15 protein-coding genes are annotated in these 17,615 nt (G+C 62.7%); 13 read left to right on the top strand and 2 right to left on the bottom strand.

The window, feature by feature from the left end; genetic code table 11:
* Positions 1-50: 50 nt before the first annotated feature.
* Positions 51-590, top strand: a complete 540-nt coding sequence (locus IEQ11_RS18660; protein WP_036115812.1) for a peroxiredoxin — start codon at positions 51-53, stop codon at positions 588-590.
* Between the two features lie 338 nt (positions 591-928).
* Positions 929-1,456, top strand: a complete 528-nt coding sequence (gene ahpD / locus IEQ11_RS18655) for an alkylhydroperoxidase, AhpD family (protein ID WP_036115815.1) — start codon at positions 929-931, stop codon at positions 1,454-1,456.
* A gap of 1,099 nt (positions 1,457-2,555) precedes the next feature.
* On the opposite strand, the gene IEQ11_RS18650 is transcribed toward ahpD, so the two are convergent.
* Positions 2,556-4,160, bottom strand: coding sequence for a PKD domain-containing protein (locus IEQ11_RS18650; RefSeq protein ID WP_191823096.1), 1,605 nt, complete (start codon positions 4,158-4,160; stop codon positions 2,556-2,558).
* 469 nt (positions 4,161-4,629) lie between these two features.
* Between IEQ11_RS18650 and prmC the strand changes: the two genes are divergently transcribed.
* Together prmC and pip are read left to right on the top strand one after the other, a co-directional pair.
* Complete coding sequence (prmC, locus tag IEQ11_RS18645) at positions 4,630-5,457, top strand: peptide chain release factor N(5)-glutamine methyltransferase (protein ID WP_191823095.1); 828 nt, start codon at positions 4,630-4,632, stop codon at positions 5,455-5,457.
* 122 nt (positions 5,458-5,579) lie between these two features.
* Positions 5,580-6,521 (top strand): prolyl aminopeptidase, encoded by a 942-nt coding sequence (pip, locus tag IEQ11_RS18640; RefSeq protein ID WP_046657689.1) that lies wholly within the window; start codon positions 5,580-5,582, stop codon positions 6,519-6,521.
* Between the two features lie 519 nt (positions 6,522-7,040).
* On the opposite strand, the gene IEQ11_RS18635 is transcribed toward pip, so the two are convergent.
* Positions 7,041-7,427, bottom strand: coding sequence for a hypothetical protein (locus tag IEQ11_RS18635; RefSeq protein ID WP_247024602.1), 387 nt, complete (start codon positions 7,425-7,427; stop codon positions 7,041-7,043).
* 30 nt (positions 7,428-7,457) lie between these two features.
* On the opposite strand from IEQ11_RS18635, the gene IEQ11_RS18630 reads away from it, so the two are divergent.
* The 9 genes from IEQ11_RS18630 to IEQ11_RS18590 are packed head-to-tail and all read left to right on the top strand — an operon-like array spanning position 7,458 to position 17,555.
* Complete coding sequence (locus IEQ11_RS18630; protein ID WP_247024600.1) at positions 7,458-9,365, top strand: glycosyltransferase family 2 protein; 1,908 nt, start codon at positions 7,458-7,460, stop codon at positions 9,363-9,365.
* On the top strand, positions 9,362-10,153 hold the full coding sequence (locus tag IEQ11_RS18625; protein ID WP_191823092.1) for an ABC transporter permease: 792 nt from the start codon (positions 9,362-9,364) through the stop codon (positions 10,151-10,153). Before IEQ11_RS18630 ends, IEQ11_RS18625 begins: the two co-directional genes overlap by 4 nt.
* A gap of 10 nt (positions 10,154-10,163) precedes the next feature.
* Positions 10,164-11,297 carry an ABC transporter ATP-binding protein gene (locus IEQ11_RS18620; protein ID WP_157754120.1) on the top strand — a complete coding sequence of 378 codons (1,134 nt, stop codon included), beginning with the start codon at positions 10,164-10,166 and terminating at the stop codon, positions 11,295-11,297.
* A 24-nt stretch (positions 11,298-11,321) separates the two neighbouring features.
* The gene (locus IEQ11_RS18615; RefSeq protein WP_191823091.1) at positions 11,322-13,484 is read left to right on the top strand and encodes a glycoside hydrolase family 99-like domain-containing protein; all 2,163 of its coding nucleotides are present in this window, start codon (positions 11,322-11,324) and stop codon (positions 13,482-13,484) included.
* Positions 13,474-14,280, top strand: a complete 807-nt coding sequence (locus tag IEQ11_RS18610; RefSeq protein ID WP_484502700.1) for a glycosyltransferase family 2 protein — start codon at positions 13,474-13,476, stop codon at positions 14,278-14,280. Before IEQ11_RS18615 ends, IEQ11_RS18610 begins: the two co-directional genes overlap by 11 nt.
* Positions 14,277-15,002, top strand: a complete 726-nt coding sequence (locus tag IEQ11_RS18605; RefSeq protein WP_157754118.1) for a hypothetical protein — start codon at positions 14,277-14,279, stop codon at positions 15,000-15,002. The genes IEQ11_RS18610 and IEQ11_RS18605 overlap by 4 nt, the downstream gene beginning before the upstream one ends.
* The gene (locus IEQ11_RS18600; protein WP_191823089.1) at positions 14,992-15,801 is read left to right on the top strand and encodes a polysaccharide pyruvyl transferase family protein; all 810 of its coding nucleotides are present in this window, start codon (positions 14,992-14,994) and stop codon (positions 15,799-15,801) included. Before IEQ11_RS18605 ends, IEQ11_RS18600 begins: the two co-directional genes overlap by 11 nt.
* 10 nt (positions 15,802-15,811) lie before the next feature.
* Complete coding sequence (locus IEQ11_RS18595) at positions 15,812-16,780, top strand: class I SAM-dependent methyltransferase (RefSeq protein ID WP_191823088.1); 969 nt, start codon at positions 15,812-15,814, stop codon at positions 16,778-16,780.
* Positions 16,781-16,817: 37 nt separating this feature from the next.
* Complete coding sequence (locus IEQ11_RS18590) at positions 16,818-17,555, top strand: class I SAM-dependent methyltransferase (RefSeq protein WP_096418513.1); 738 nt, start codon at positions 16,818-16,820, stop codon at positions 17,553-17,555.
* Positions 17,556-17,615 lie beyond the last annotated feature (60 nt).

Genomic DNA, 17,615 nt, shown 5'->3' with positions numbered 1-17,615 from the left:
GCACCAATCACCCCTTTCCACCCATCCCATCCCTTCAAGGAGTCATCCGCATGCTTTCGATCGGCGAAAAGTTCCCGAAATTCAAGGTCAAGGCCACCGTTGGTATCGACAGTCTCGATAGCGCGTTCGCCGATATCGACAACGACACCTACAAGGGCAAGTGGCTGCTGGTGTTCTTCTACCCGAAGGACTTCACCTTCGTGTGCCCGACCGAGATCAAGGGCTTCGGCGACCTGAACCAGCAGTTCCTCGACCGCGATTGCCAGGTGCTGGCCGCGTCGACCGACAGCGAGTTCGTCCACCTGGCGTGGCGCAAGGACCATAAGGACCTGCGCGACCTGCCGTTCCCCATGCTGGCCGACATCAAGAAGGACCTGACCTCCTCGCTCGGCATCCTGACCGAAGACGGCGTCGCCCAGCGCGCGACCTTCCTGGTCGACCCGGACGGCATCATCCGCTTCGTCTACGTCACCGACGGTTCGGTCGGCCGCAACCCGCAGGAAGTCCTGCGCGTGCTCGACGCGCTGCAGACCGACGAGCTGTGCCCGTGCAACTGGAGCCAGGGCGAGAGCACCCTCAAGGTCGCCTGATTTTTCAGGCTCGATCCTCGCGGTTCGTCCGTGTAGATCGTTCGACCGGGAGTGACCTCCCGCGGAGCCGGATTCCGTGACCCGGCTCCCCTCTGGTTCTACTGCGCTGCCGGCTCATGCCGTCGGCGCAGACTTTCAAGGCAGTACCCCGCATGTGGCCACCAGCGGCCAACCTCCCTCCCATGCGGGATGCCCGCGGCCGGGGTTCGCCCCGGCTGCACTTCTTCCGATGTTCTTTCGTTTCGTTATCGACCCCGCCAGCCGTGCGCTTGCGCATGCCCGCCAGGCGATGACGCGTGTCCGTCGCGCGACGGATCTTTCGCCTTAAGGAGCTTTCGATGAGCCTTTCCGATCTTCGCAACTCGCTTCCCGATTACGCCAAGGACCTCAAGCTCAACCTCGATAGCGTGCTCAGCGACGCCGGTTCGCAGGGCCTGGACGCCAAGCAGATCCGCGCCATCGCGCTGGCGTGCGCGATCGCCTCGCGCTACAAGCCGTTCGCCGCGGCGATCGAGGAATTCGCCGCCGAAAAGCTGTCGCCCGAGGAGATCAACGGCGCCAAGGCCGCGGCCGCGGTGATGGCGATGAACAACATCTATTACCGCGCCACCCACCTGATCCAGAACGAAGAGTACGGCCAGCTGCGCGCCGGCCTGCGCATGAACGTGATGGCCAATCCGGGCATCGACAAGATGACCTTCGAACTGGCGTCGCTGGCGGTGTCGGCGATCAACGGTTGCGGCGCCTGCATGGACTCGCACGAGAAGGTGCTGCGCAAGCACGACATCAGCGCGCAGGGCGTGCAGAGCGCGCTCAAGATCGGCGCGGTGGTGCATGCGGTGGCGGTGACGTTGGAACAGATGTGATGGGTTGATCGCTCGTTGCGATCGTATTGCGAAAACGCCGGCGAAAGCCGGCGTTTTTGTTGATGGATGTCGTCAGCTTGATGCCATCTTATGGCGGTGTTTTCATGAAATGAAGGCCCAAAGTCGGACTTGGGTGCGTCGTCGCTGTAGCTATCGCATTAGCTTGACCTTTGCTTTTTATGCCTTGGTTTTGAGCCTGAAGCCGCGCAGCTCATCCAGCGCTGCGAAGCTCGGAACTCGCGAGAACAACAGGACACCCGAAGGGCGGCGCACATGGATGTGCGCCGTGCGCCACCGAGACAGGATGTCTCGTGTGGCGCATGCCCGCGGAAGCACCGCACTTGCGGGCCCTTGATTCAAAGAAAAGCGTTTTTCTTTGGTTACCTTTCTTTTGTTGCTTTAGACAAAAGAAAGTAACTCGGCCGCTTGCGGACGAAAGCTGTTGATCTTGCCTCTGGCTTCAAAAGCTCTAGAGCTTCAAAACTTTGAAGACTTTAAAGCTTTGAAGCCTTTAAAGCTGCAAGCAGGATCAAAAGCGTTCCGCCGCTGAAGCGGCGGGTTACTTTCTTTTGTCTAAAGCAACAAAAGAAAGGTAACCAAAGAAAAATGCTTTTTTGTGAATCAAGGGCCCGCAAGATCGAGGCTGACGCGGGCATGCGCCACACGGGACATCCATGTCCCGGTGGCGCACGGCGTGCATCCTGCACGCCACCCTACGGGTGTGCTTTTGCTAACGCGAGTTACAAGCCTCGCAGCGCTGGATGAACTGCGCTGCCTCAAGCCCAAGCAAAAGCGACATGGCCTACCTGTAGGAGCGGCGCAAGCCGCGACCGCGAAAACTGAGCTGCATCGTAGGTTTCGATACCGACGCTTGAGCCAAAAGCCGAGCTAAAGGCGGAGGTGAAGCCAGACGGGTGCTGGCGCGCGGAGCCAGGCGGATGAACGGCAAGTACGCAATAGCCACGTAAGAACCAAACTTCGCCATAGCGACGATTTTTCAGGCGCGGCTTTAGCCTTACGCTCTTCGATCAAGCCGAATCCAGACCCCATGAAAAAGCCGGCCCGCGACTGCATCGCGAGCCGGCCCATATCCCAACCTTCAGCGAACCTCGAACTCATAAATCCGCGTGGCCGGATCGCCATTCTGCGTCGGCGTGGTCACGTTGAGCTTGATGTAACGCGCCGACGTCGCCGTGATCGCATGGGTCGAAGTGCTGGCGGTATTGGCGGTCGCGCTCACCGGCGTGCTCCAGGTGCTGCCGTTGCTCGAGGTCTGGATGGTGAAGGCCTTGCTGTTCCAACTGGTCGACTCGCCGCCCGCGCCGGCATGCTTGACCGTGAAACCGCTGACGGTCTGGGCCGAACCCAGATCGACCTGCAGCCACGCCGGCGAGGCGAGCGAGCAGAACTTGTCGGTGGTGCCGCCGGAGGTGCTGCCGTTGACCGCCTTCGCCGCCGATTCGTTGCTGTTGCACGCGGCTGAGCTGGTGACCGGTTTGTTGAGCGCCAGGTTGACGTTGCCCGCGCCCACCGACACGGTCTGGGTCTTGGTATGGGTGGCGCCGCCGTTGTCGGTGACGGTCAGGCTGACGGTGTAGTTGCCGGCGCTCGCGTAGGTGCGCGAAGGATTGGTCGCGGTGGAACTGCCGCCGTCGCCGAAGTTCCAGCTGCGCGAGGCGATGCTGCCGTCGGCGTCGCTGGAGGAGTCGCTGAAATTCGCGGTCAGCCCGCTGATGCTGACGCCGAAGTTGGCCACCGGCGCGGTGTTGCCGCTGAGCGCGTTGTTGATCGCCGCCGCGTATTGCGCGGTCGTGCCCTGCGCCCAGCAGGCCTGGATATCGTCGTACAGCCACAGGAAACCGCCGCTGATGCCGGCGCTGGTCTTCCAGCCGGCCATGCGGGTGTTGACCTGCGCCGGGCTGTCGCCGGCGCTGCAGCCGCTGCCGTGCTTGGTCCACAGGCCGGGCATGACGGTCATGCCCATCGCCGTGTTCCAGGTGGCCGGGTTGTTGCCGGCGCCGCCGTCGTAGACCTGCAGGTAGATGCGGTCGACCGAAGCACCCAGGTTGTCTTTCACGCCCTTCCAGAAGCTTTGATTGGTGTAGGGCGCGAAGGTGATCTTGTAGCCCAGCCCGACCAGCATCTGGCCGAAGGTGGTGGTGTCGGCGACGTTGTAATGGCTCTCGTCGTCGAAGTTCACCGCGTCGGCGCCGGTGGCGGTCTTCAGCGCCTGGAAATTTCGGTACAGGATGCTGCCGCTGCCGGTACCGCAGACCACGGTGGTGCCGCAGCCGGCGGCGGTGCCGTTGGCCAGCTTGGCCATGCGTTCGAAGTCGGGCACGCCCCAGGCGCCGATCGAGACTTCCACGCGCTTGACCGAGGTCGGCGCGGTCTTCAGCGTCGCCAGTCGCGCCGGCCAGTCGGCGTCGGCGCCGACGTACGCGCCGTTCTTGACGATCGGGATGTCGTTGTAGACCAGATCGCCGTTGTCCTCGATGTGGATGCTCCACAGGAACACCGTGGTGAAGCCCGAGTTGCGTAGGTCGTTGATCACGGTCTGGCCGCCGGAATAGAACGGACCACCGCCGAAGATCGCCGATTCGGCGCCGATCGCGGCCGGCGCGGTCAGGGCGAGCGTCAACGCGGCGAAGGCCGGAGCGAGGCGGCGGAGGGTGGCGGACGGTTGCTGGTGCGACTTCGACATGGAGCGATCCCCTGCGATAAGCGTCGACGGCGACGCAATGGCGGCAATGCGCGTTCCCACGTCGCGATGGCTTGCGCATCACAGGAACGCAGTCCTTGTCGCCGTGCGGCGACGGGGGCGACAGTGCGAGCGCGGATTTGGGCGTGTCAATATTTGGATCGATTTAAAACGGGTAAATTCGTTTAAACGCGTTACGGTCGCGGAGTTTTTCCTGAGCAATCAAGGCGCTGTGCCTGTTCGCGCGCGGCCGCGAGGATTCGACGCCGCGCACAGATCGCCGAAGCGGTGCGTTGCGTCGCAGCACGGTTTCGCGCGGCCGTCGGCTTCGCTCGGAGCGCGCGTCAGTTTCGCGCGTCACGATTCGTGAGCCGACGTCGTGCGTGCCGATTCGCGCCGCCCACGCAATCCGGACGAGCGACCGATCGCGCTACGATGGCGCCCCTTCCTGTCGATCCCGTCCGCGCCGCCCATGACCCGCATCGATGCCCTGCTGCGCGAGGCGCGCCAACGGATGGACGAGGCCGATGCCGAATTGCTGGTCTGCCATGCGCTCGGCAAGTCGCGCAGCTGGTTGTTCGCGCATGCCGACGAAGTGTTGGACGACACACAGGCGCAAGAGGTGCGCGAGCTGATCGCCCGCCGCGCCGACGGCGAACCGGTGGCCTACCTGACCGGCTCGCGCGGGTTCTGGCGCTTCGATCTGCGGGTCACGCCGGCGACCTTGATTCCGCGCCCGGAAACCGAGCGGCTGGTCGAACTGGCCTTGCAGCGGTTGCCCGAATCCGGCGCGCTCACGCTCGCCGACCTGGGCACCGGCAGCGGCGCGATCGCGCTGGCATTGGCGATGGAGCGGCCATCGGCGCGGGTGATCGCGGTCGACGTCAGCGCGCAGGCGCTGGAGGTCGCGCGCGGCAATGCCGCGGCGTTGGGGCTGGGTCGCGTGGAATTCCGTCAAGGCGACTGGTTCGCGCCGCTGGCCGGCGAGCATTTCGACCTGATCGCCAGCAATCCTCCGTACATCGAATCCGACGATCCGCATCTGCGCCAGGGCGATCTGCGTTATGAGCCGGCCAACGCGCTGGCATCGGGCGAAGACGGCCTGGATGCGATCCGCACTATCGCCCGCGAAGCGCCTTCGCATCTGCGGCCTGGCGGTTGGCTGTTGATCGAGCATGGATGGATGCAGGGCGAGGTGGTGCGCGCGTTGTTGCAATCGGCGGGGCTGATCGAGGTGGCGACCGAGCAGGATTGGGAAGGCCGCGACCGGGTCAGCCTGGCGCGACGCGCTCCGGGCTGAAGCGTCGCCCGCAGCCAGGGCGGGCCCGTCGACGCGACGATCCGCGCCCCAACCGCTACATACGCACGCGACCGGCCGGTCCGGCCCGGTAAACTGGCGCATCCCCGACTGCGAGACCTGCGATGCGCACGCTCTATCCCGAGATCGAACCCTTCGACACCGGCACGATCCAGGTCGACGATCGTCACAGCCTGTATTACGAACAGTGCGGCAACCCGAACGGCAAGCCGGTGGTGCTGCTGCACGGCGGTCCCGGCGCGGGCTGCAGCGCGAAGATGCGGCGCTTCCACGATCCGGCCAAGTACCGCATCGTGTTGTTCGATCAGCGCGGCGCCGGCCGCTCCACGCCGCATGCGGATCTGGTCGGCAATACAACCTGGGATTTGGTCGCCGATATCGAAAAACTCCGCGTGCGGCTCGGCATCGAGCGCTGGCAGGTGTTCGGCGGCTCGTGGGGCGCGACGCTGTCGCTGGCGTATGCGCAGACTCATCCGCAACGCGTCACCGAACTGGTCCTGCGCGGCATCTTCATGCTGCGGCGCTGGGAACTGGAATGGTTCTACCAGGAAGGCGCCTCGCGCCTGTTCCCGGATGCGTGGCAGCATTACCTCAAGGCGATTCCGCCGGTCGAACGCCACGACCTGATCAGCGCCTTCCATCGCCGCCTGACCGGCGACGACGAGCAGACCCGGCTCGACGCCGCGCGCGCCTGGAGCGTGTGGGAAGGCGCGACCAGTTTCCTGCATGTCGACCAGGACTTCGTCAGCGGCCACGAAGACGCCAAGTTCGCGTTGGCCTTCGCCCGCATCGAGAACCACTACTTCGTCAACGGCGGCTTCTTCGAAGTCGAGGACCAGTTGCTGCGCGACGCGCACAAGATCGCCGACATCCCCGGGGTGATCGTGCATGGCCGTTACGACGTGGTCTGCCCGCTGCAGAACGCGTGGGACCTCAAGCAGGTCTGGCCGAAGGCGGAGCTCAACATCACCCCGGCCTCGGGCCATTCGGCGTTCGAAATCGAAAACATCGACGCGCTGGTGCAGGCGACCGACCGCTTCGCCTGATCGATTGCAATCGCGTACGTGACCGCGGTGTCGGGCTTCGGCCCGACGCTGCCGGCGACACCGTCAGTGGTCGCGATAGCGGCCGCATCATCGCAGCGCGCCGGTGTGTCGCGGTTTTCGCGCCCGGCGTTCGTGGCCCAAGGCCGGCATGCGCCGTCGCGTTTCGAGCCACTCGCGTCGCAGACAGCGCAATTAATGTGCGTACGCGTGGCCTGCTCGACAGGCCATCGTTGAATTTCGCGCGAATCGCGGCACAGCAAACCGGTAAAGCCCGGCCGCGCGCCCTTCGCACCGTTACTTTTCAGCCGAAATACCCTCGCCGACGCGCCGTTTCCGGTCCCCAGCCGCTTGCTTGACATTTCTCTGATCAGAGTGTGATTCTCTAATCAGAATAAATATTTTATGAGTTTTTAACGCTGCGGCGATGCGGGGATTTCGCCGGCGGCGATTTGAGTGGGGGCGGACGCGGTGCGTCCGGGTCACGAGGGTGCGGGGCAGGGGATGTCGAAGAACAGTTCACTACATCGGCCAGGTCAGCCGTGGGCGCTGGTGCCGTTGCAGCAATTGCTGGAACAGCCTGAGCCGTCCGGCGCGCGGTCTCGCTACATAGCCGAGGGTGACGATCCTCAGTTCGAGGTGCGGGCGACGCAGGACGGCGCGCTGCCGGCGACCGGCTGGTATCTGGTGACGGTGGATTTCGACGTCGACGACGGCGCGATCGTCGCGCCGTGCCTGTACCCCGATTACGGCAGCGGCCTGAACGAATCCATCCGCATCGACCTGGCCGATCCGAGCGCGAACGGACGCTCGCGCACGGTGATCGTCATCGGCCCGTCGCTGCTGGCGCTGCGTTTCGATCCGACCGAATGCAGCGCGCGCTTCGGCTTGCGCCGGTTCGATTTCCAACCGATTTCCCGCGTGCGCGCGGTGTTCGAAATGCTGCGCGGCATCCAGCGCATCACCCGGCGACTGCTGTGGGAAGACGCGCTGATCGCGTTCGCGCTGTTCCTCAGCCGGGCCTTGCGCGGCAAGGTCGGCGCCGGCGGCGAACTGCTCGCGCAACGCTATCGCCGCACGCTGCGCCAGCGCGCGCATTCGTATCAACAGTGGCTGGCCCGGTTCGGCGGCCATCTGTCCGAACGCCCGGGCGCGGCATCGCCCGACCCGGGCGGCGACGGCCCGCTGATCTCGATCGTGCTGCCGGTGCGCGACACGCCGCTGCCGTGGCTCAGGCGCTGCATCGACAGCGTTCTCGCCCAGACCTATCCGAACTGGCAACTGTGCATCGCCGACGACGCGTCCTCCTCGGGCGCGGTCAAGCGCCTGTTGCGCGGCTACGCCAGCCGCGAAACGCGCATCGCCGTGCATTTCCGCGAGAACCACGGGCATATCTGCGAGGCGAGCAACAACGCGATCGATCTGGCGCGCGGGGAATTTCTTGGGTTTCTCGATCATGACGACGAACTGCATCGCGACGCGCTGAGCGAAATGGCGCGGGCGATCGGCGAGCACCCCGAGGTGCGCTTGCTGTATTCCGATGAGGACAAGATCGATGAATCGGGTGATCGCTACGAGCCGCACTTCAAGCCGGCCTGGAATCCGGATCTGCTGTGTGGACAGAACTATGTCTGTCACTTCACAGTCATCCAGGCCGAACTGGTGCGTGAGCTGGGTGGATTGCGTCCCGGCTACGAAGGCGCGCAGGACCATGATCTGATTCTGCGTTGCGTCGAACGCATTCGGCCTGATCAGATCGTGCATGTACCCAAGGTGCTCTATCACTGGCGATCGAGCGGCGAATCCACGGCGCAAAGCGGTGGCAGCAAGCCCTACGCACTGGATGCGGGCCGACGCGCGATCGAGGATCACCTGGGCCGCACCGGCGTGGATGCGAGCGTTGAGGTGACGCAGCATGGCTATTACCGCACGGTGCGAAAACTCGGCGCGGAACCGCCCCAGGTATCCGTATTGGTGCCGACCCGGGATCGCGCCGACCTGTTGAAGAAGTGTATCGCCAGCTTGCTCGAGCGGACCTCCTATCGTTCGTACGAAATACTGGTGATCGACAACGGCTCAACCGACCCGTCCGCGTTGGCCTATCTCAACCAGCTCCGAACGCGCGAGCGTGTCCGCGTTATCGAGTATCCGGGCACTTTCAATTTTTCCGCGATCATCAATCATGGCGCGCGCCAGGCAGCGGGCAGCGTGCTGTGCCTGCTCAATAACGACACCGAAATAATCGCCGCCCGATGGCTGGACGAATTGGTGTCGCATGCTACGCGCACCGAAGTCGGCGCCGTAGGCGGCATGCTGTACTACCCCGGAGACACCATCCAACACGCGGGGGTGATCCTAGGCGTCGGCGGCGTTGCCGGCCATGCCCACGTCCACCTGCGTCGCGGTAGCAACGGTTACCTCGGGCGCGCGGGTGTCGTGCAAAACATGAGCGCCGTCACCGGCGCCTGCTTGGCGATACGGCGCGAGGTGTTCGACGAGGTCGGCGGCATGGATGAAGGCTTGGCCATCGCCTTCAACGACATCGACCTGTGCCTGCGTATCCACGAGCGTGGCTATCGCAACGTATGGACGCCGTTCGCAGAGCTGTACCACCACGAATCGGCGAGTCGCGGGCACGAGAACACGCCGGAAAAACGCGCGAGGTTTCGTGCTGAGACCGACATCATGCGCCAGCGCTGGGGCGACCTGCTCCTCAACGATCCTGCCTACAACCCGAACCTGTCGCTCAATAGCCTGCATTTCGAGCTGGCGTTTCCGCCGCGCAACCCGGCGAGCCGAGTTGCGCAAAAGCCTTCAACTCTCACTGCGATGCCGGTAGTTCAATGAATCTGTTGTTTTTTCATTTGCGCCAGAGCTTACGCCGGCCCGACCACTGGCTGTACGGAAGTTGGCTGGACATCGTGACCAAGTACAGGAAGACCTACCTGGGGCTGTCATGGGTGTTTGTGCCGATCGCTGTTTACATCTGGGGCATCGGAGGATTCATCAGCGCGCTGCAGCCAGGCGCGAATACCCAGGACTTCCTTGCACACGTTGCGGTGGGGTTTGTGGTGTTTCGCTTCATCATGACCGTCCTGAGCGATGCGACGGCCGTTTTCAGCGGTTTCAAGCCGTACATATACGACGGCAGCCTGCGCCTGACGGACCTGATATTCAGGATGATCAACCGATCGTTCTGTTATTTCCTGTTGGCGCTGCCGGTGGTGGCGGTCGCCGTATTCGCGTCGCAGCAGTTCGAGTGGCTGGGCATCTTGGGCTCCATGCTCGGAATGGCCGCGGTGCTGGTCAACCTGTTCTTCTATTCGGTCTTGCTGTCGCTGCTTGGTGCGCGCTTTCCCGACCTAAGCGAGTTCATGAGCAGCGCGATGATGGCGTCATTTTTGATCACGCCGGTGGTGTGGTATCCGGACATGGCGCCGGCCGGGACGATCCAGGGCGCGTTCATGCGCGCCAATCCATTTCATCACCTGCTCGCGTCGGTGCGCGCGCCATTGCTTGGAGAACCCCTGGAGCAGTTGACGATCTATTACCTGGTTGCGACCACCGTGCTCGGACTCGTCGCCGCGCCGGTTGCCTACCAGGCGTTCGCACGCCGCGTTCCGCTGTGGCTTTGAGGACTTTGTCGTGAGTGCTTATCTGCGTGTGCATTCGGTAAATCTGGAACTTCCGCTGGATCTTCAGCGGCTGCGGTCGGGTGTGGGCAACAGCGGCTTCCGTGCTTCGCTCGCTCGCGCTTCACGCCTGTATCGCGGAGTGTTGAAAAACGTGAGTTTCGCCGCGCAGCCCGGCGACCGAATCGCTTTGATGGGGCTAAATGGGGCCGGCAAGACCACCCTATTGCGCGTATTGAACGGCGCGTTCCCGCCCACCCAAGGCCATGTCGAGTCCTGCGGTGATATGCAGTCCTTGCTCAACGCCACTCTCGGATTTTCCGAGTACGCGACCGTGGCGGAGAACGTGATCCTGCGCGGCACGGCGATGGGCCTGCGCCGCAGGCAGCTGGAATTTTCGCTGCCCGACATCCTGGACTTCTCGGCCCTGACCGAATACGCCAATCAAAGCCTGCACACGCTGTCGTCTGGCCAGCGCATGCGTCTGGGTTTCGCGATTTCCACCGCGATCCAGCCCGACATCCTGTTGATGGACGAGTGGATCGCCACCGGCGATGCGGCCTTTCTCAAGCGCGCGCAGGCACGGATGGTGACGCGTTTTGAAGGCAGCCACATCGTTGTCCTGGCCAGCCACAACACCTCGATGCTCAATGATATGTGCAACAAGGGGTTGGTGCTGCACAAGGGAGCAATGCATTTCTTCGGCGGCATCGACGAAGCGATCCAGCAGTATCGCGAGCTGGTTTCGCGAGCCGACGTGCAGGTCCGAAAAGCCCTGGCCGACTACGATCCAATGTTGTTCGGCGGCTCGACCGGCCTTGTTGAGCGCATACGCACGCACGCCAGCGGCCTGGAACTGGAAGGGTGGGCGATGGGGGCTGGCGGCGAGGAAGTCGAGGCGTTATGCGTCGAAATCGATGGGCGCGAGCACCAGATCCGAGATTTCGAACGCATCGATCGCGTCGATGTCAGGTTGCACCTCGGGCGGGCCAAGGGACGATTCGGGTTCCGCCTAACGGTGAGCGGGGCGGGCGGCCAGGGCGTGGACTGGTCGCCGACCCAGCTGTATGTGAGCGCCCTCGGGCGTGCCGATCGGCCGGCTCTGCCGCTCGGATTGGCCGCCGCCGCACTGATAGAGCGCACTTGAACCAATTGTCAGCTTGAGACCTTAATGAACAGCAAAAAAGAGAGCGCAAAGCAATTGCTGAAAACCGTAACGGCCGCGGCCGACCGGATCAGTTCGGATGGATTCTTCGGCTGCGTGGAGGGCTTGAAGCATTCCAATGAGATCACCGGCTGGGCGGTGGATGCCAGCGATACCGGTCGCATGCTGTCGATCGGCATATACGCCGATGATGAATTGCTGGGTCGGGCCTACTGCACCGAGAACCGGGCCGATATCGCGGCTCTGCTGGGCCGGACCGCGAAGTCTGGTTTCACCTATCCGGTAGCGTTGCTCGAGATTCCCGCCCGCCTTCAGGGCGAACAGGCCGAGTCGATCCCCCTGGTCTTCAAGATAGAAGACGCATCCGCGTGCCTACCGTTCCTGCCTGGGCAGGAGGTGGACCTCAAGGCCGTCGGTGCCCACATGCGCGCCAGATCTGTTCCGCAATCAGAAACCCAGATACGCGCAGAAGTCGATCGCTACGTCGAGGAACTGGCGTTGCCCGCAACCAGCGATGCCAAGGTCAAGGCCATCGCGTTCTACCTGCCCCAATACCATCCGGTGCCCGAGAACGACGAATGGTGGGGGCCGGGCTTCACTGAATGGACCAACGTCACCCAGGCCAGGCCGGCGTTCCAGGATCACTATCAGCCGCGAATTCCCGGTGAGCTGGGTTTCTACGACCTGCGCCTGGCCGAGGTGCGCGAAGCGCAGGCGCGGTTGGCGCGAGAGCACGGCATCCACGGGTTTTGCTACTACTACTATTGGTTCGCCGGACGCAGGATCCTCGAGCGCCCGTTGAACGACATGCTCAGTTCGGGCTCGCCAGATTTTCCGTTCTGCATCTGCTGGGCCAACGAAACCTGGTCAAGGCGTTGGGACGGATCGGAACATGAGGTGCTGCTCAAGCAGGAACACACCCAGGGCAACGATATCGCCTTCATCCGCGATGTCATTCCGATCCTCAAGGACCCGCGCTACATCACCATCGCCGGCGCTCCGCTGTTGCTGATCTACCGCACTACGTTGTTCCCGGACATGAAGGCGACCGCGGACGTGTGGCGGCGAATCTGCGCTGAGGAAGGTCTGCCGCACATACATTTATGTGCGGTGGAGTCGTTCGGGTTCAACGACCCGTACTCCATCGGATTCGATTCCTCAGTGCAGTTCCCGCCGCACGGCATAAGCGCCAGCGAAATCGCCGCCTCGCTGAAAGGCCTGGACAAGGACTTCGAAGGGCATGTTTTCGATTACGAAGAAGTAGTTCAGAACGAACTCGTCGCGCCGCAGCCGGGCTACAAGCGTTATCGCGGGGTCATGCTGTCCTGGGACAACTCGGCGCGCCGAAAGAACAAAGCGCACATGTTCCACAAGGCCACTCCCGCTGCCTACGAACTTTGGATGCGCGCCGCGGTTCAGTGGACCCGGGACCATCATGTTCCGCAGGAGCAGCTGGTTTTCATCAACGCGTGGAACGAGTGGGCGGAAGGCACTCACCTGGAACCCGATGTCAAGCACGGGCGCGCGTATCTGGAAGCGACGATGCGGGCGTTGTCCGGTCTGAGCGAGTGGCAGACGTTGATTCAGTACGCGCAAGCCAAGGGCGGCCTGTCCGGCGACGATCTGCACGACTGGCTGGCGGAAATACAGGCACGATTTGCACACGCCGAGCGTATCGAGGCGCATGCGCAGCGCCTGATTTCCCGCAATCACGGTTTGACCGACGGCGGAACGGTCATGAGCGACACGGTTCCGTACATGATGGACTTCCTGCCGCTGGTCCCGGCAGCGCGCGCCAATTTCGATCGTATCGGCGCGCTCGCGGGCGATATGAAGGTGGTCGTGGTTCGCCGGTCGGCCGATCTGTTCGTCGAAGGCTGGTGCGTTCATCCAGAGGTCGAAGTCGGGAACAGGACCGTCTCGTACCTGGTCATGGAATCGCTCAAGGGCAAGGGGCGCAACTACGCACCGATCTTCGGTCGCCAAGTCCGCGAAGACGTCGTGGTCGCGTTCAGCGGCTTGTCGGCGTCCTCGACCCGCTACAGCGGCTTCCGCGCCTACGTGGATATCACCCGGCTGGAACCGGGTGAGTACAGGATCGGCATAGTACAGGTCGCCGCGGAGTCGTTCTCGTTGAACTATGCCGATGGGGTGATCCGTGTCGTGTGATCCACGCAGTCTGCCTTTGGTAAGCGTGGTCGTGCCGGCCTACAAGCACGAGTCTTTCGTCGTGCCGGCATTGCAGTCGGTGTTCGACCAGGACTATCCGAACGTCGAGTTGATCGTCGTCGACGACGCATCGCCGGACAACACGGCCAGCGCGATTGGACTGTGGGCGGGGCGTTCGGCGGTCGCCGCGCGCTTTCGTGGCATGAGTTTCGTATCCAATGGTTCCAATTCCGGCGCCCATGCCAGCATCAACCGCGGGTGCGCCATGGCCGCGGGCCGGTACATCGCCGTGCTCAATTCGGACGACCTGTTTCATCCTTCGCGCCTGAGCAGGCTGGTGGATCGCCTGATCAGTCGTGAAGGTGGATTAGCGTTTTCCCGCGTGGTACCGATCGACGATGATGGCCGGTTGATGTCGCCCGTCGCCCTGCCTCGTGAACTGACGGGAGTTTTCCACCTCGCCGACCAGGTATATGCGAACAGCATCGACCCGGCGCAGGACCTGCTCAGGGCAAATTTCGCCATATCCACCGGAAACTTCGTTTTCCATCGCGATCTTTACGATGCGGTCGGGCCGTTTTGCGACCTGAAGTATTGCCACGACTGGGACTTCATCCTGCGTGCTTCGTTGCTTGCCGATCCAATCTACGTTCCGGAGGACCTGTACTTCTATCGCATTCATTCCAGCAACTCCTTCTCGCAGCTCGCGGGGGTGGCATCGCTGGAAACCAGGGTGGTGCGTGGACGCTATCAAGCCGCGGCCCTCGCAGCGCGGCATCGCGCCGGAAGGGCATGAGCATGTCAGCCGGCTCCATTCCAGTCGTGATCAATTCCTTTAACCAGCCCAGCTATCTGCGAATGATGGTGAACCAGTTGTCGGCGCTCGGGGTCGATAACCTCGTCATCATCGATCAGGCGTCGACCTCGCCCGAGTTGCTCTCGTTGCTGGACGAGTTGAAGCATCGTTACCCGGTCGTCAAGCTGGCGGACAACAACGGCCCGCACTGGTTCTTTCTGTCGCGGTTCTTCGAACTGCTTCCCCCTAGATTCGCGTATACGGACGCGGACCTGTTGTTCTCGGCGCAGCTCAAAAGCGGGTTTATCGACACTATGGACGCCGTGCTGGACGATTTGTCCGCCATCAAGGTCGGGCTGGCGCTGGACATTTCGCAGCCCGCGGACATGATCCGCGCGGATTTCAGCATCGGCGGGCAGCTATATACGATCCAGTCCTGGGAGGCGCAGTTCTGGAAGGAGCGGGTGCCGTCGGCCACTGGCCTGGAGGTGTATCGGGCGCCCGTCGATACGACGTTCGCGCTTTACGATCGCGACCGGTTCAAGCAACAAGTCGATCGCATGCGTCCGCACGGGCGATTCTCCTGCATGGATACGCCCGGCAGCTACAGATTGGCTGGGGAGTTCGTCGCGGTGCATTTGCCGTGGATGCGTGACAATCGGATTCCTTCCGCGGAATGGGCCGCTTACCTCGCCGGTCGTGGTGACATCCATGCCTACTGATCGACCAGCACGGCGCATTGTAACCGTCGGTTTCAAGGGCAACTTCGGCGACGATCTGACCGAGCGCTTGCTGGGGGAGTTGTTCGGCATCGAGTGCCAGCATGTGCCGGAGGTCGAGCGCGGCATGGAAAGCTGGGTGGTAGTGGGATCGATTCTTTCGCTGGCGAATCAACACAGCAATGTGCTCGGAGCGGGCTTCATGCTCGCCGAGCAATGCCTGTACGTGGATCACAAGCCCAAGCGGATCGTCTCGGTGCGCGGTAACTTGAGCCGCGCGGTGCTGGAGGGCAATGGCATCGCCTGCCCGAAGGTCTATGGCGACCTGGGCCTGTTCGTGCGGTATCTGGGCTGCGCGCGACAATTCGTGGTGCCGAAGTACAAGCTCGGCCTGATCCCCCACTACGTGGAGAAAGATCATCCTCTGGTCTCGTTGTTCGGCAAGATGGATGGAGTGAAAGTAATCGATATCCAGGCCGGGATCGATCAGGTGATTGCCGATATCCAGGACTGCGAGACCTGCTTGTCCAGTTCGCTGCATGGCTTGATCGCTTGCGATTCGTTGGGGGTTCCAAATCGCTGGATGCAGTTATCCGATGGCGTGGTCGGAGCCGGTTTCAAGTTTTACGACTATTTTTCCTCGTGCGGGCGTAAGCGCGAGACACCGTTCTTCCTGCTCAAGGGCAAGACTGTCGAGCAGATCGCCAAAGCGGTGCGCAAGCGTTACCGGTTCGAGTTCGATTTCCCGGCGTATCTGGACCGCATGCCGTTCGAACCGGTGATCGGGCACGGAAATGACTGATTCTCTTTCGATGGGTCAGGCGATCCGCGCGGATCGCCTGGAGCTCATGGTCGTCGCCACGGACGTGAATTTCGACGAGGCCGCGTACCTGCGGGCCAACCCGGATATCGCCCGCGCGGTCGAGTCGGGTGTATGCGCTTCGGGTTGGGAGCACTTCATCGCGTTCGGCCGCGACGAACGACGCTGCGTGCGTCTTGAGGTTCCCAAGGGCTGGCGAGCGGAAAAACTGGATCGCTTGCGTCCTTCGCTTCGCGCGAATCTGGCCTGTGGCGACAGGGCGGATCGTCTCGACTTCATCGATCAAGGGGTACGCGATGAGTTCGGCCTTGTCGCAACCAACAATGTGAGTTCGCATGCGTACGACCATGAAGCCTTAGCGCTGATCGATCGCCATGCGGACGGCCTGGTACTGGACTGCGGCGCCGGCTTGCGCAACGTGTATTTCCGCAATGTCGTGAACTGCGAAATCGTGGACTACGACAGCACCGACGTGCTCGCCGCCGCCGAGCGGCTGCCGTTCGCGGACGCGACCTTCGATGCGGTGATGAGCATGAACGTGCTCGAACACGTCAAGGACCCGTTCCGCGCGGCCAGCGAGCTTGTGCGCGTGCTTAAGCCGGGCGGTGAATTAATGTGCGTGGCGCCGTTCCTGCAGCCCTTGCACGGCTATCCGCATCACTACTTCAATATGACCCGGCAGGGACTGGCGAGCCTGTTCGAGTCACTGGGTGAGTGCCGGGTCGAAATCTACGGCGCGATGCGGCCGATATGGGCGCTGCACTGGTTCATGTCGAGCTATCGTGCCGGCCTGCCTGCCGAACTGCGCGAAACATTCGAGGCGATGACGGTCGCGCAACTGCTGGCATCGCCGCAGTCGCTCGAAACGCTTCCTGTTGTGATCGATCTGAGTGCGCAGGCGTCGACCGAACTGGCCAGCGCGCATGCGCTGTTCGGCCGCAAGCCGGGGGTGTCGCCTTGAATGCCCCTCATCCTGTGTCGCGCTTATGGAGCCGGCGATGAAACTCCCGCATTTCCTGTCCAGTTATCTCAAGCAGAGTCGGTCGTTGCTGCAAAACCACGACCTGGATCGCGCGATGGAACTGGCCGTGGGCGGCGACTTCGAGACGGTGGGCGTGTTGGAGTTCTGCCTGCTCAAACAGTTGGGTCTTTCGCCCGGGCACACGGTGGTGGACGTGGGCTGTGGCAGCGGCCGGCTCGCGGTGCAGCTCAAGGACTACCTGACCGGCCAACTGGTCGGGCTGGATGTGGTGCCGGAGCTGTACGAGTATGCGCAACGGCTGTGCGGACGAGACGACTGGCGTTTCTACAGCGCACCAGGAACGACGATACCCGAGCCGGACGGATCGGCCGATTTCATCACGTTCTTTTCGGTCTTCACTCATCTGCAGCACGAGGAGACTTATCGCTACCTGCGCGAAGCCCGGCGTGTGCTCAAGGCCGACGGCAAGATCGTGTTCTCTTTCCTTGAGTACCGTCTGCCATCGCACTGGTTCATCTTCGAGCATTCAGTGCGCGACGACCGGCCCGACAAGGTGCTCAACCAGTTCATGGATCGCGACATGATTCATTGCTTCGCCCACGATCTCGGACTGACGGTGCTCGAACTGCAGGATGGGCATCTGCCGCATATCGCGCTGGACCGTGTCATACGTTGGAGCGACGGTCGGCAGGTCGAAGGCCACGGCTGTCTGGGGCAGTCGGTCTGCGTGTTGACGCGACAGGACGAATCCTGACTTCGATCGAGGCGCGTCGCGCTCTTGATCGCGCCGGTTGCGCGGCGAATCGATAGCAGC

It is taken from the genome of Lysobacter capsici, from assembly GCF_014779555.2.
Classification (GTDB): domain Bacteria; phylum Pseudomonadota; class Gammaproteobacteria; order Xanthomonadales; family Xanthomonadaceae; genus Lysobacter; species Lysobacter capsici.
This window is presented reverse-complemented; position numbering and strand designations above follow the sequence as displayed.

Bases quoted from the DNA above. Each gene is read 5' to 3' on its own strand.
- IEQ11_RS18605 (WP_157754118.1), top strand. From the start codon at position 14,277: ATGAGCATGTCAGCCGGCTCCATTCCAGTCGTGATCAATTCCTTTAAC.
- IEQ11_RS18595 (WP_191823088.1), top strand. From the start codon at position 15,812: ATGGGTCAGGCGATCCGCGCGGATCGCCTGGAGCTCATGGTCGTCGCC.
- IEQ11_RS18615 (WP_191823091.1), top strand. From the start codon at position 11,322: ATGAACAGCAAAAAAGAGAGCGCAAAGCAATTGCTGAAAACCGTAACG.
- IEQ11_RS18625 (WP_191823092.1), top strand. From the start codon at position 9,362: ATGAATCTGTTGTTTTTTCATTTGCGCCAGAGCTTACGCCGGCCCGAC.
- pip (WP_046657689.1), top strand. From the start codon at position 5,580: ATGCGCACGCTCTATCCCGAGATCGAACCCTTCGACACCGGCACGATC.
- IEQ11_RS18600 (WP_191823089.1), top strand. From the start codon at position 14,992: ATGCCTACTGATCGACCAGCACGGCGCATTGTAACCGTCGGTTTCAAG.
- IEQ11_RS18650 (WP_191823096.1), bottom strand. From the start codon at position 4,160: ATGTCGAAGTCGCACCAGCAACCGTCCGCCACCCTCCGCCGCCTCGCT.
- ahpD (WP_036115815.1), top strand. From the start codon at position 929: ATGAGCCTTTCCGATCTTCGCAACTCGCTTCCCGATTACGCCAAGGAC.
- IEQ11_RS18660 (WP_036115812.1), top strand. From the start codon at position 51: ATGCTTTCGATCGGCGAAAAGTTCCCGAAATTCAAGGTCAAGGCCACC.
- IEQ11_RS18590 (WP_096418513.1), top strand. From the start codon at position 16,818: ATGAAACTCCCGCATTTCCTGTCCAGTTATCTCAAGCAGAGTCGGTCG.
- prmC (WP_191823095.1), top strand. From the start codon at position 4,630: ATGACCCGCATCGATGCCCTGCTGCGCGAGGCGCGCCAACGGATGGAC.
- IEQ11_RS18630 (WP_247024600.1), top strand. From the start codon at position 7,458: ATGCTGCGCGGCATCCAGCGCATCACCCGGCGACTGCTGTGGGAAGAC.